Origin of the sequence: Moorena sp. SIO4G3 (assembly GCF_010692305.1) — a bacterium.
GTDB lineage: Bacteria > Cyanobacteriota > Cyanobacteriia > Cyanobacteriales > Coleofasciculaceae > Moorena > Moorena producens_A.
In genome coordinates, this window is sequence record NZ_JAAHIG010000017.1 from 14,917 (window position 1) to 27,239 (window position 12,323).

The 12,323-nt window shown below is 46.2% G+C and carries 16 protein-coding genes; 8 read left to right on the plus strand and 8 right to left on the minus strand.

Annotation, left to right across the window (positions count from 1 at the left end):
* Positions 1-56: 56 nt before the first annotated feature.
* Entirely contained in the window at positions 57-1,583 is a 1,527-nt protein-coding gene (gene bchB / locus F6J99_RS05355; RefSeq protein ID WP_293112025.1) for a ferredoxin:protochlorophyllide reductase (ATP-dependent) subunit B, read from the minus strand.
* Positions 1,584-1,704: 121 nt separating this feature from the next.
* Entirely contained in the window at positions 1,705-1,929 is a 225-nt protein-coding gene (locus F6J99_RS05360; protein ID WP_293112026.1) for a hypothetical protein, read from the minus strand.
* Positions 1,930-2,015: 86 nt separating this feature from the next.
* Between F6J99_RS05360 and F6J99_RS05365 the strand changes: the two genes are divergently transcribed.
* The 4 genes from F6J99_RS05365 to F6J99_RS05380 all read left to right on the plus strand — a co-directional run bounded on the left by F6J99_RS05365 (position 2,016) and on the right by F6J99_RS05380 (position 5,343).
* Complete coding sequence (locus F6J99_RS05365) at positions 2,016-2,216, plus strand: hypothetical protein (RefSeq protein WP_293112027.1); 201 nt, start codon at positions 2,016-2,018, stop codon at positions 2,214-2,216.
* 146 nt (positions 2,217-2,362) lie between these two features.
* Complete coding sequence (locus F6J99_RS05370; RefSeq protein ID WP_293112028.1) at positions 2,363-3,820, plus strand: transposase; 1,458 nt, start codon at positions 2,363-2,365, stop codon at positions 3,818-3,820.
* A 137-nt stretch (positions 3,821-3,957) separates the two neighbouring features.
* Positions 3,958-4,593, plus strand: coding sequence for a precorrin-8X methylmutase (locus F6J99_RS05375; RefSeq protein ID WP_075896511.1), 636 nt, complete (start codon positions 3,958-3,960; stop codon positions 4,591-4,593).
* A 276-nt stretch (positions 4,594-4,869) separates the two neighbouring features.
* A complete protein-coding gene (locus F6J99_RS05380) occupies positions 4,870-5,343 on the plus strand; it encodes a hypothetical protein (RefSeq protein ID WP_071102527.1) in 474 nt (157 codons plus the stop codon).
* A 220-nt stretch (positions 5,344-5,563) separates the two neighbouring features.
* Here F6J99_RS05380 and F6J99_RS05385 read toward each other — a convergent pair whose 3' ends face one another.
* Positions 5,564-5,812 (minus strand): hypothetical protein, encoded by a 249-nt coding sequence (locus tag F6J99_RS05385; RefSeq protein ID WP_293112029.1) that lies wholly within the window; start codon positions 5,810-5,812, stop codon positions 5,564-5,566.
* 113 nt (positions 5,813-5,925) lie between these two features.
* Entirely contained in the window at positions 5,926-6,108 is a 183-nt protein-coding gene (locus F6J99_RS05390; RefSeq protein WP_293112030.1) for a hypothetical protein, read from the minus strand.
* Between the two features lie 575 nt (positions 6,109-6,683).
* Between F6J99_RS05390 and F6J99_RS05395 the strand changes: the two genes are divergently transcribed.
* A complete protein-coding gene (locus F6J99_RS05395; protein WP_293112031.1) occupies positions 6,684-7,007 on the plus strand; it encodes a DUF433 domain-containing protein in 324 nt (107 codons plus the stop codon).
* A gap of 168 nt (positions 7,008-7,175) precedes the next feature.
* Here the strand turns inward: F6J99_RS05395 and F6J99_RS05400 are convergent, their stop codons facing one another.
* From F6J99_RS05400 to F6J99_RS05410, 3 genes are all read right to left on the minus strand, one after another.
* The gene (locus F6J99_RS05400) at positions 7,176-9,707 is read right to left on the minus strand and encodes a tetratricopeptide repeat protein (RefSeq protein ID WP_293112032.1); all 2,532 of its coding nucleotides are present in this window, start codon (positions 9,705-9,707) and stop codon (positions 7,176-7,178) included.
* Between the two features lie 182 nt (positions 9,708-9,889).
* Positions 9,890-10,489: a type IV pilin-like G/H family protein gene (locus F6J99_RS05405; RefSeq protein ID WP_293112033.1), complete on the minus strand. Its 600-nt coding sequence runs from the start codon at positions 10,487-10,489 to the stop codon at positions 9,890-9,892.
* Positions 10,490-10,568: 79 nt separating this feature from the next.
* Positions 10,569-10,853: a hypothetical protein gene (locus F6J99_RS05410; protein ID WP_293112034.1), complete on the minus strand. Its 285-nt coding sequence runs from the start codon at positions 10,851-10,853 to the stop codon at positions 10,569-10,571.
* Between F6J99_RS05410 and F6J99_RS05415 the strand changes: the two genes are divergently transcribed.
* Together F6J99_RS05415 and F6J99_RS05420 are read left to right on the plus strand one after the other, a co-directional pair.
* A complete protein-coding gene (locus F6J99_RS05415; RefSeq protein ID WP_293112035.1) occupies positions 10,846-11,256 on the plus strand; it encodes a hypothetical protein in 411 nt (136 codons plus the stop codon). The genes F6J99_RS05410 and F6J99_RS05415 overlap by 8 nt on opposite strands.
* Positions 11,183-11,989 (plus strand): Uma2 family endonuclease, encoded by an 807-nt coding sequence (locus tag F6J99_RS05420; RefSeq protein WP_293112036.1) that lies wholly within the window; start codon positions 11,183-11,185, stop codon positions 11,987-11,989. The genes F6J99_RS05415 and F6J99_RS05420 overlap by 74 nt, the downstream gene beginning before the upstream one ends.
* On the opposite strand, the gene F6J99_RS05425 is transcribed toward F6J99_RS05420, so the two are convergent.
* The gene (locus F6J99_RS05425; protein ID WP_293112037.1) at positions 11,960-12,130 is read right to left on the minus strand and encodes a hypothetical protein; all 171 of its coding nucleotides are present in this window, start codon (positions 12,128-12,130) and stop codon (positions 11,960-11,962) included. The two genes, F6J99_RS05420 and F6J99_RS05425, sit on opposite strands and share 30 nt — an antisense overlap.
* Before the next feature lie 12 nt (positions 12,131-12,142).
* Here F6J99_RS05425 and F6J99_RS05430 point away from each other — a divergent pair, with 12 nt between their 5' ends.
* Positions 12,143-12,292 carry a hypothetical protein gene (locus F6J99_RS05430; RefSeq protein ID WP_293112038.1) on the plus strand — a complete coding sequence of 50 codons (150 nt, stop codon included), beginning with the start codon at positions 12,143-12,145 and terminating at the stop codon, positions 12,290-12,292.
* The last annotated feature ends 31 nt before the right edge of the window (positions 12,293-12,323 follow it).

Here is a 12,323-nt window from a genome sequence, read left to right on the forward strand (position 1 = left end):
TCTCCCTATCTCCCTATCTCCCCACCTCCCCTGATTCAGATTAAATCTCTATCCGCTCAAGCCCCTACAGCTTCCTTAGCGGCATACATCACTTCAAGAGTGATTTCACTAAAGCCACGCTCACGAGCAAACTTCTCAGTATTGCGCTTCACTTTACCGCGAACAAAACCAGGCACCTTATTCAGTTCTGCTTTAGCGTCCTTACTCCAGTTCAGGTCAGAATCAGCAGAGATCCCCTTGGTAATCACTTCCTTGGTATCATGACCACCAAAGATTTCTAACAAGTGGTCTTCCATACCCAAGGTGAAGGAATTGTAGACCAAATCAGCAATTTGGTTAGTACCTTCGTAACCCATGAAGGGGCGATAACCGATGGGGAAGTTTTGGATATGAATGGGAGCAGCAATCACACCACAAGGAATGTTCAATCGCTTACCAACGTGCCGTTCCATTTGGGTACCGAAAATCGCAGCAGGTTCAATTCGTGCGATCGCATCCCCAATTTGACCATTATCATCACTAATCAGGATCTCATCACAGTATTCGCTCACCTGCTCCTTGAACCAATCCGCATCATACTTGCAGTAAGTACCAGCCAGCACCACATGAATACCCATTTCCCGTGCCAGAATCTTGGTCATAGCGGCAGCGTGGGTATTATCTCCGAAAACCACAGCCTTCTTACCGGTCAAGTTTTGGCAGTCGATGGAGCGAGAGAACCAGGCAGCTTGAGAAACGTACAGGGTTTGGTTGTCGATGTACTCCTCGTAATCGACATTAGCACCTTGACCATTGACAATTTCCTGAATCTTACGGATACAACGGGCAGTTTCCACGACACCCAAAGGAGCAATATCGACATAGGGCATCCCGAATTGTTCTTCCAGGTAACGGGCACTCATCAAGCCAATTTCCCGATAAGGCAACAGGTTAAACCAAGCCCGAGGTAAATTTTTCAGATTGTGGACAGAAGCTCCCTCTGGGAGGACTTCGTTAACCTCAATACCCAAATCAGCCATCAGCCGCTTCAGTTCAGTACAATCGTGTTGATTGTGGAAGCCAAGGGTAGAAATACCAATTATGTTCACCGAGGGCTTTGCGGTTTTGCCCTCTGGGAGCTCACCCTTCTTGCGGGCTTTGTTGAGGTAGAACTGAACAATTTGATCTAGGGTGCGGTCAGCCGCTTGCAATTCATTGACCCGGTAGTGGTTGACATCTGCCAACATCACATCAGCCTTGGCATCCATCTGAGCCCGGTTTACGAAGTTCTCCAGGTCTTCTTGTAGGATACTGGAGGTGCAGGTGGGGGTAAGCACGATTAGATCAGGGTTTACCTCCTGATCCTTGCGGGTAATGTTGTCCACTACTTTTTCCTGAGAACCCCGTGCTAGCACGTTCCGGTCAACAATACTAGCAGTTACCGGAGTGTAGTCCCGCTCTCGCTCTAGCATGGAGCGCATCACGTTGAAGTAGTCATCCCCTAGGGGGGCATGCATAATCGCATGGACGTTCTTAAAAGAACTCGCAACGCGCAGTGTGCCAATGTGGGCAGGACCTGCATACATCCAGTAAGCCAATTTCATATCCTATTCTCCCTTGTTAAAAGATTAAGCATTAAGCATCAAACATCAAACATCAAGCATCAAGCATCAAACATCAATAATTCTTAAGCATTAAGCATCAATTATGGAGCAATTTTCTGGATTAGTTACTCAGCAACCAAGATGTTTTCAGCCTTGCTGCCTTGGCCTTTGGCCACGCTACGCGAACAGCCTTAAGACCCAAGCGTGATTTAGATTTTCTCAGAAGTCCGAGGTAATGACTATCCTTAGGGATAAGTGTTCTTTCCCTGGTATCTAATTCCCCAAATCCTCTTGCCAAGCTAAACATATCGATTAGGGATATAAAAGAATCTGAATCAAATTGCAATTATTCTTAATTTTTAGTTACAGGGAGTCGGGCGTCGGGAGTGTGGGAGGTGTGGGAGGTGTGGGGAGTGTGGGGGAGATGGGGAGATGGGGAGATGGGGAGAAACTGGAGATGGGGAATCAGATCAGTTTTCCCTATTGCTAGCATGCCTATTGCTAGCATGCCTATTGCTAGCATGCCTATTGCCTCTTGCCGATTCCCGATTCCCGATTCCCGATTCCCGATTCCCAGATCCGCTGTTCCCTAATATGAAAACCCCTATAGCAACCAGAATAATGTCAAAATAATCACAACCGGTTTGTCTGAAGAGTCGCGCAATTAAGTAGCAAAAAAACGGGATAAAACGAAACGGTATTTAATATCACAAAATAGACATTGACATTTCTTTAGCGCTAGAGTATAATCGAGACAATTGACACAGAGTTTTGTGACGATGCCAAGAACATTTGGAGTAGCAAAAAGGATATCGACTCAAATCGTCCCTGTGGTGGGGATAACCAAGTCGGTTGAAATTGAGTTGCTGTCTACTATGAAAAAGTTAGGCATTGTTAGATCTGAGTCTTACAACAAATTAGGTAGCATCAGTCACTGGAGCCTTGACTGGAAAAAGGCTATCCCGGAAGTGAAGAGCTTCAGGACTCCCGATACCTTGGGGCTACCTGCTAAGTTAATGGATTGGACTATTAATGATGTAGCGAAAGCCATTACAGCGAGCCAGGCGGCCTGTACCGATGCGGTAATCAAGAAAATCTACAAACGATTTCCGAGGAAGGACAATCAAAAGACCAGAAAAGAACTTTGCAAACAGCTTAAGACCTTAGCTTTTCTGGATAATCCACTTCTTCACAGGCTTGTTAGAAAAGAGTTTAAACGAGGGCACTCTTGGGTCAAAAACCAGATAGTTTATCAACAAGTAGGTTATAACTGCAAACGACTCTCTCGTAACACTTACGAGTTAGAACTAGCTGGATTACAAAAAAGAAAAAGAAACAAAATAATTGTTAGGTCTAATCGGAAAATAAAAGGACAGATTAGATTAATCCATAATCAAATCCTGCAAAGGTTTGAAGTTCACTTCTTGGTAGATCATGGAACGGTCGTTGTGCCCGGCAACCGCCGCTCTATTGGGATAGACAAAGGATATACAGAGGCTTTCTATGACTCAGATGGTCAAGCACATGGAAAAGAATTAGGGAAAGCTACTACTAAAAAATCGGATCGTATTTGTCACAAAAATCGCCAAAGAGGAAAACTCTGGGCGTTACATAAGAAGCTAAAAAAAATAGACCAGGCTAAGTCAGCTCGTATTCTTGAAAAGAATCTCACCCGGAAAACAGAAAATAAACGCTACAGACAAGATCAATCAGTATTAAAGGCGATCATAGGAGCCGCATCCAAATCTCTGTTTAACGGAGAGTCATTAAAAGTTTTTTCAGAAGATTTAACACGACAATTTAAAAATAAACGCCAGTCCAAAGCGGCATCCCGCAAACTTAATAGTTGGATGAAGGGTCAAATGCGGGACTCTATACAGAAATGGGCTGATTGGACTGGTTCAGTCGTGACAGAAGTTCAACCTAGCTACACGTCGCAAGTTGACTCCAGGAATCGAACCCTTCTCGGGAAAAGGACTGGGGACAATTTTACCGGATTTGATGGGGTCGTGTTACAGGCTGACCATAATGCTGCCACAAATGTCCTTAGCAGAGGTACGGATAAGGACATCACCCGGTATATGAGTAAAGCCGAGGTGCAGGCAGTATTATTGCGCCGTACTGCGCGTTTCTTGACAGGAATGGGATTGAGTCTGCTAGATGCAGTTGAGCTTGGTTGGCTTGATTGTAAACATAGCAAAACTCAGGCTTTCAAGCAACTCCTCATCGAGATGTGAGGAACGTCCAGACAGATGGGTGGAAGGTTTAACTCCAATTACTGCATGACCACTCCTCACTCGGACAGCAATAAATTGAACCTTGACCGTTTGATGGGGGTTTATCCTAATTAATGACGGTTTAAGAGTATCTCCTCATGGAATGGCATATAACTGATGCCCAAAGTCTGGCAATTATTGACCGTGAAATAGGCGAGCATGTCTTTTCACCAGCAGAATACGAGATTGTGCGGCGGGTGATTTATGCCACAGCCGACTTTGAGTATAAGTCTCTGATTCATTTTTCTGAGCGGGCATTACAAGCAGGAGCAGCAGCTCTAGCTGCTCGCAGCACAATTGTAGTGGATGTGCCAATGGTACAAGTAGGGATCACTCCCCACATTCAAGATACCTTTGCTAATCCAGTGTATTGCAGCATGGAAACCCTCACTCGTCCCCAAAAACAAAAGACTAAGGCAGCCTGGGGGATGCAAACCTTGGCTAGACGCTATCCAGAAGGAATTTTTGTTATTGGTCAAGCTCAGACAGCTTTGACAGTATTGGTGGAGTTGATTGAGGCAGAGGAAATTCGACCAGCCTTGGTGATTGGGGTACCTGCGGGATTTGTGGAGGTGGATGTGGCTAAATCTCGGTTGACGGACTCTTTAATTCCCCACATTCGGATTGATGGTCGTAAGGGTTCTGCGGTAGTAGCTGCTGCTATTGTTGATGGCTTAGTAGACTTGGCTTGGCAAGCCTACGGCCAGGATGATATTGATCTCTCACATGCCTAATATCAAGTCTGGTGGAATACCCATAATTAAGGAAAGGGTGGGAGGTGTGGGGAGATGGGGAGGTGGGGAGATGGGGAGATAGGGAGATTTTTATTAAGGGTAATTATCCTGACATGAGATAAAAGGGCGTGGCTCAATTGTAGAATGATTGAGAATGATGAGTCATGGGTAATGGGTAAAGACCTTCGGTCAGCCTTATTGACCCCAACCCTCCGTTGGTGATCGATAAAAATTTGGTTAAGATCCTCTCAGCAAGGGTTTAGCAAAGGGATAAGGATGGCAACTGCGGTTAAATTAATAGCTCCAGGTTTTTGTGTAAAGTACCCGAAAACCCCTTGGAGTGTGATATATGTCGAGGATGCTTCAGGCAAGTTTCATTTCCGCCTTAGTAGTCGAGACTTCAAATTTGAGCCCCGCGATCGCTACCGTTACCCCACTCATGAGGCGGCTAAACGGGCAGCATTGTGTTTTCTGGAATTACTCAAACGTATAGAGCGATCGCGGATGCGCATGAGCATTCTGCTAGAAATTGGTATTCTTAAATTTCCCCAACAGACCTATCACTCCTATGAAATCTGGTTATTGATTGATCGCACTCGCTATAGTTGGGAGGCAATAACGCCCAATGGTTTTTGTTTCCGCTCCCAGCGCTGGTACAAAAGTCCTAACAGTCCGATTCTTAAAGCTAAGAAACACATAGACCGCGAACTGGCGGTCTATCAAATCAAAAATGTGGTTGGCTGGGTTTAATAGACTTCGCGGCACTTTTCGGGAACAGGGAACAGCGGATCATCGGAACAGGGAACAAAGAATAAATCCTGTGTACCTTATGAATAAGATAATTGAATAGAGCTATGCGCAAAAATAAATATGAAATCAAAATCTATCCCTTTTGCCTTTTGCCTTTTGCCTTGTCTTCACCCAGGTTGATCAGACTTATGCAAGAGGTCTAATATTCTTACCGCTATCCTTAAAAAGGACGAGTATCAAAACACTTATGTCCGATAGTGCCATCAGGAAATAAGTAAAGAGGACAAAACGGTAATTCTATGGGTATGCTCACAATTGTGATAGGCTCCTGCTGCGGTTCGTGATTATGAGGCCAACGAATCCTGCTACTTTTACCACCGACAACATCAGGCATTTTCTGATCACTACTGTCAGAGATAGAACTGTCACTTTCTAACCTCTCGACGAAACCTAAATCAGAGATTTCCATGGGGAGCGATATATCCAATTTATTTCTATTGATTGTTTATATCAACTTCTCCCATGGCTAATAGAAAAGTCTTGCCATATTGGCCATAAGTTATAAAACTTTATAATCCTCAACTAGCAATTAATTAAGGGAATCGGGAATCGGGAGTAGGGAATCGGGAATCGGGAATCGGGAATCGGGAATCGGGAAAACTGATCTGACTCCCCATCTCCCCATCTCCCCATCTCCCCATCTCCCCATCTCCCCATCTCCCCATCTCCCCATCTCCCCATCTCCCCATCTCCCCATCTCCCCACACTCCCTGTTCCCTATTCCCTACTCCCTACTCCCTACTCCCTATTCCCTACTCCCTACTCCCTAAAACTATATAACTTAACTGATGCGACTTGCTTTTTCCCGGTACTNCCGCATCAGAACGATTGCGAAAGCGACCAACAACAACTCGCTGCATTTTTGGTAACAGGCGAACGATAGCCCAGGGGTGTAGGCGGTGATAATAAGTCATAATGTAGAGTGTCTCCTTTCATGGGGGGAACCTAGAGCCAGCCTAGGCTTGTAGACGTAAGTAGGCTGGCCCTTCCCGTGGACGTTTACCATCCACATGTTCAGTATATCACAAAAAATGCTATATTATAACATATTTTGAAAATTTTTGTAAATAATTTTTTAGGGAGTCGGGAGTTGCGTAGGGTGCGTTAGGGACGGACTTACCCTCATTTTCTCGGTAGCCACTGTTGGGATAGTCCGTCCCGTAACGCACCACCGGGTAAAACAGCTTTAATTACATACAATCTTGCTATTGCCTATTGCCTATTGCCTTTTGCCTTTTGCTTATAATTAATACGATTACCTTTTAATAAAAATCAGACAAATGTCTATCCAACAAATAACTACAGAATATATTGCCATAGACCCTGACTATTGTTATGGTAAACCCCGCATCGCTGGGACAAGAATGCCTGTTGCTGCTATTGCTGAAATGTATTTGGATATGAAACAATCTGTAGAAGAAATTGCTCACAAGTATGATCTGTCCTTAGCCCAGGTTCATGGGGCAATGGCATACTATTTTGAGCATTGGGAAGACATTGACCGTCACACCATTGAAACGGATCGACTGGTTGAAGAAATAAAGGTAAATAATCCTACTTCAAAGTTTCAGCAAAAATGGAGACAAATCACGGGTGAAAGATAAGGGACTTGCGTTTAAAAAAAATACCAATTAAAGTAGGGTGGGCAAAGTAATATTATCTAGAAGACTCATTTGAACGAAACTGTTTTTGCCCACCCTACAAGCTCTATCTCCCACACACCCCACACCCCACACCCTACTCCCTACTCCCTACTCCCTACTCCCTACTCCCTACTCCCTACTCCGCCACATTTCCAAATAAGCCTTTTCCATTTCCCTAGTAAATTCCTTACCATTCCACAAGGGGGCAGTTTGTCGAGATTGTCGCAGTTTCCAGGAAATCTGTTGTCTGAGGGCTGGGTCTTTACCTAAGCGAATCCCCCACTCGATATACTCATCATCTGTCCAGGCAATGCCTTCCGTGATTCCCGCATTCATCATCATGGTGTAACTGTTGCGAGCAACAAACTGTTCTCCCACTCTGGTGACTAGGGGAATACCCATCCACAGGGTTTCGAGGGTAGTGGTGGCTCCATTGTAGGGATAGGTATCCAGTACCACATCGGCAATCCCTAAGTTGGCACGATGAACCGCTTCCGTAGGCACTTCTGGTAGAAACCGGAGGCGATCGCACTCTACTCCTTCTTCTTCCGCAATCTGGTTAAAGAACCGTGTGATCGAGTCTTGGTCAGATTTACCTTTAATCAAAAAGTAGCTATGGGGGACCGCTTTGATAATTTTCATTTGCAGCCTTGTGGTATCGGGATTCCGCTTGTATCCCCTCTGACTACTGAGATAAACCGTGGCATCCTTGGGAATATCCAGGTGGTCCCGACGTAAGCTCGGTACACCCACTTCAAACCCATCCACAGCAATATAGGTTTGGGGTAAGCGCCAGATTTTCTCGGAATAGTAAGCTTGAGCGGAATCCGGTAATACGTAGGGGTCAGCAATCACGTAATCAATGGCAGGTAATCCTGAGGCATCCCACCCTAGCCACGTGACTTGTACTGGTGCCAGTTTCAGGGCCATGACTGCACAGGTAATATCCAGGGTGATGCTATCGAGGTCAATTAAAATATCCAGTTGATCTTGATAAACCTGCTCAGCCGCCTCTAAAAAATGAATCCCTAATTTGTGAGGATGGTCTACCTGATTGAGATACCATTCTTGGAGGTTATCGTTTACTAGCTTATAGTCTAGGAAATAGCCATAAAGTTGAAACCGCTCCCGGTCATGATGCTCAAACAGCCAACGAGCTAGCCAGCCCACGGAATGCCGTCTTAAACAACTCGACAAGTATCCGACTTTTAAGGGTCTAGTAGCTTTTGCTCCCTCCTCAATTCCCCCATCCTTAATCCCCCCCTTATTAAGGGCTCCTTCCTCAATTCCCCCCTTGTTCAGGGCTCCCTCCTCAATTCCCCCCTTATTAAGGGGGGCTAGGGGGGATCCCTGGTCAATTCCCCCCTGATTAAGGCTTCCGATTTCCCTGCTCCCTGCTCCCTGCTCCCTGCTCCCTTTATTAACAGATCCATACCACTCTGCTTTTGCCTTGGTATAACCCCGAACATTCCTCTGGAACAGCTCAGCAATTTGATTCAAAATTGGTCTGAAATGGCTGGGCTGGTCATGAACATGAGCCAGAGAAAAGAATGGGGTAAGCAGACGCAAAGTCTCAACATCAGACAAGTTAGCTGGTTGTTCCTTAATTAATGAAACCAGCAGTGATTCTAGGGTCTGGCAAGCCGCAGAAACCTCCTGCCAATAGCCCCCGGCATTCATGATTCCCCGCAATACCAGGTTAATGCCGGATATTTGGTTTGGTAATGATTCCGATAAGGAATAGCACAACTTAGCGGTTTCTATGCCCTGGTCATAATTACGAGCATTTTGATAAAAGGTAGCGAGATATCGTAAGATTTCTATATGGTCAGGATCTAAAGAGCGATAACATTCTAGAAAACTAGCAGCGATGGTCGGTTGCTTTAAGGTATGACCGATTTTCATACAGGCTGAGAGTAATGGCAAGAGCCAGACCTCAGGATTGGGAAGGTAAGCTAAGCAAGCTTCTGTGAATGCTAGGGAGGCTGGATGCAATGGTTGGGCTTCTAATATCTGCTCGAAAACCTCTTTTAATAATTTAGGACTTACGAAGTTTAGTTGCTTTTGCCCCCCTGCCCCCCAATTTTGGGGGGTTGTTGAGTTAAAGTCTCCTGCCCCCCTCGCCCCCCAATTTTGGGGGGTTGTTGACTCAAAGTCCCCCAGAATTGGGGGATTTAGGGGGCACTTGCGTAAGTCCTGTAATTGCTGATTGCATTCTACCCTTGGCTGGGTTTGTAGCAGTTCAATCACCCCCAGCTCGGTCAAGTCATCACCCCTAAAGGTTTCTAGCTTGATGCTTAGGGCAATAATTTCCAAGAGATTAGTCAGGTCCGTGGGGCAAATTTCCCGCATATGCTGGCGGATTGCCCAGGCTACGGCATAATCGGCTAACCCCTGCCTGCGCTCAGCTTCAGTTTGCAACACCTGGAGCAGTTCCTCAGTCCAACTCTCTAATTGGTCTGACTCCGCCTCCGCCATCACCAGCAGCCAAGTGGTTTGGGCTTCGGTCTCTTGACCCTGCAATAGAAACAGTAACCCTAAATGCCAGTAGTAGGCGATCACATCAGGCTCCCTTTCAATAGCTTGTTCGTATAAGTTTGCGGCTTGACTGTAGTCCCCCTGGATTAGATAGTGCTCCGCTTGTTGCTGCCAGTTAGTCATAGTTTTGTGCTATTTGAATTAAACATATCACCCCATTTTCTAATACTATTGAAAACCTGATTAGGGTAATTGTCCAGTGAAGTATTTCCATAAAAAAAGTGGGTAGACGGTTCTACCCACTATCACTAAATATCTAATTTTAGGTAATTAAAACTGTCCTCACCAAGGTTTTAACCTAAGTATCATTTCTTCTCACCACTTGATAAATCCTTCCAACCTGTGTTGCACTCGGGATTCTCGTCGGCATTAAAATTGACGTCTACATCCGAACCCAGTGGACCATCAAATTGCGTAACGTCTAATGCTTCACACAATACAGCCAAAGTGGTTGCCTCATTGCTCCCTGTTATCTGACCTAAGGCTGTGATGCCCTGATATGCCTTAAGCGAAGACTTATCATCAGCTTGGTCTGTACCCTTCTTTCTTGGGTCTGCATAGTTAGAGACGCTTTTTGGGGAATCACCTCCATCCTTTAACCCGTACAGGTAGTTATCAGTCCTTGTGGAAATGCCAAGACCTAACTCACTAAAATCACCACTGTCAGTTACAAATTCATTGTTTTCCAGGAAGTAAGCTTGCTGAGCTCTATTCATAGAACCGACATAAGTTCTAGCTTCCGACTGCTTAGCCTTATTAGCTTGGTTCAAGAAAGAAGGCAGAGCAATGGCGGATAGAATTCCAATAATGATGATTACAACCAGTAGTTCAATTAGAGTAAAACCTTCGTCTTGCTTTTTCTGGGTCAGGTGCTGAAGTAATTTAACTTTTAGATCAGTTTTCATAAGTCTTTCCGGAGGTGCGGGATGCTGATTTGTTCTGTCCTAGACTTAACTTACCCACTTGTTTTCATTTTCATATCATCTAGCGGGAAAAAAATTTTTGGGGAGTCGGGAGTAGGGTGTAGGGTGTGGGGTTTGGGGAATCGGGAATCGGGAATCGGGAGTCGGGTGTGGGGTGTGGGGTGTGGGGAGTAGATGTAGATCTAGATGTAGGGTGCGTTAGGGGCGGACTTGGCGTTATTTTTGGCCTCGTAGCCAGGGTATAGATAGTCCGCCCCGTAACGCACCACCAGGGTATAGATAGCCCGGCCCGTAACGCACCGCCAGGGTATAGATAGTCCACCTGGATGGGATTGACCTTGGCCAAAAGGCCACGCTACGCGAATGGTCACGCTTTAGGCTTTGCCGACGCTTCCGCGCTTGAGCGATCGCATCTGTCAAATCAACCAGGTTACCTTCAACCTTGGCCAAAAGGCCACCCTACGGAACCTGCCAACCTTCAACCGATGGCTGATCGTGGTGCGTTACGGAACCGGCTATTATACCCTGACGGATCTGCTAAAAATCCGTGGGAGCCGCTTCCTAACCCACCCTACGGCTTTTTGGGCAAGGCCTGTGTGTATAACAATAGATATAAACCCCCTTACCTGATCGCTAACAAGACAAGTTCCCATAAATTCTCAACACCTTCGAGCTATGGTTCAGTCCAACACCACCATCGACGAACAACTCCGCCCGTTTCCAGACCATACCCAATTGCCGGAATCTGATGGAACCTTTGTGAAGAACTTTCAAGAACATCCCCAAAGCATTCTTCTGACTGACTCCATCGAGCCGGTCTTGCAAGAGCTTCACCCGGACAATCGCTATGCCATCGGTCAAGATTGTGGGATTTACTGGCGGGAGACTAACCCCCCGGAAAAAGGTGCAGAAGCCCCGGATTGGTTTTATGTGCCTGATGTGCCGCCCCGACTGGATGGCCAGATTAGACGCTCTTATGTACTGTGGCGGGAATATATCACACCTCTGATTGCCCTAGAGTTTGCATCAGGTACAGGTGCAGAAGAACGGGATCGGACACCGTTGCAAGCCGTAGATGGCACTGTTCAAAAACCAGGGAAATTCTGGGTATACGAGAAAATTATTCGGATTCCCTACTACGGCATCTTTATGATCAATACCGGGGAGTTGGAAGTGTACCACTGGGAAGATGGCACCTATGAGCGCCTGAGCCCTAACGAGCGTAACCACTATCCCATTAATCCCATGAATGTAGAACTAGGGGTGTGGCAAGGGACGTATCTGGGTTTAGCCGAACAACCTTGGTTGCGATGGTGGGATCGAGAGGGAAATTTACTACTGACTGGCAAGGAGCGGGCAGCGTATGCGGAGGCTCAAGCCCAGCAGGAGCAACAAAAGCGGCAACAGTTGGTAGCCCAATTGAAGGCTCTTACTCCGGAACAACTTGAGGAACTAGGTATCGATCCGGGACTTTTGGATTGATTGTTGGGAATAGGGAGTAGGGAGTAGGGAGTAGGGAGTAGGGAATCGGGAGTCGGGAGAGGCGTAGGGTGCGTTAGGGGCGGGCTTGCCGTTATTTGTGGCCTTAACGCCCGGGTTTAGATAGTCCGCCCCGTAACGCACCACCTGGGGAGTGTGCAGAGAGCTGGATGCGATTTACCTTGGCCTAAAGGCCGACCCTGCGCGAACGCGATCGCATATCTGGAAATTAATGCGATCGCATCAGTAACGCACCAGCAAGATGATCTCAATGGGATCACAAATTTCAAAGAAACTGATGGCTGATCCTGGTGCGTTACGGGACCGGCTGTCTCAA

What these genes read in the sequence shown, in the direction of transcription:
- bchB (WP_293112025.1), bottom strand. Translation starts at nt 1,583, where the DNA reads ATGAAATTGGCTTACTGGATGTATGCAGGTCCTGCCCACATTGGCACA.
- F6J99_RS05365 (WP_293112027.1), top strand. Translation starts at nt 2,016, where the DNA reads ATGGGGAGATGGGGAGAAACTGGAGATGGGGAATCAGATCAGTTTTCC.
- F6J99_RS05370 (WP_293112028.1), top strand. Translation starts at nt 2,363, where the DNA reads ATGCCAAGAACATTTGGAGTAGCAAAAAGGATATCGACTCAAATCGTC.
- F6J99_RS05375 (WP_075896511.1), top strand. Translation starts at nt 3,958, where the DNA reads ATGGAATGGCATATAACTGATGCCCAAAGTCTGGCAATTATTGACCGT.
- F6J99_RS05380 (WP_071102527.1), top strand. Translation starts at nt 4,870, where the DNA reads ATGGCAACTGCGGTTAAATTAATAGCTCCAGGTTTTTGTGTAAAGTAC.
- F6J99_RS05385 (WP_293112029.1), bottom strand. Translation starts at nt 5,812, where the DNA reads ATGGAAATCTCTGATTTAGGTTTCGTCGAGAGGTTAGAAAGTGACAGT.
- F6J99_RS05395 (WP_293112031.1), top strand. Translation starts at nt 6,684, where the DNA reads ATGTCTATCCAACAAATAACTACAGAATATATTGCCATAGACCCTGAC.
- F6J99_RS05400 (WP_293112032.1), bottom strand. Translation starts at nt 9,707, where the DNA reads ATGACTAACTGGCAGCAACAAGCGGAGCACTATCTAATCCAGGGGGAC.
- F6J99_RS05405 (WP_293112033.1), bottom strand. Translation starts at nt 10,489, where the DNA reads ATGAAAACTGATCTAAAAGTTAAATTACTTCAGCACCTGACCCAGAAA.
- F6J99_RS05420 (WP_293112036.1), top strand. Translation starts at nt 11,183, where the DNA reads ATGGTTCAGTCCAACACCACCATCGACGAACAACTCCGCCCGTTTCCA.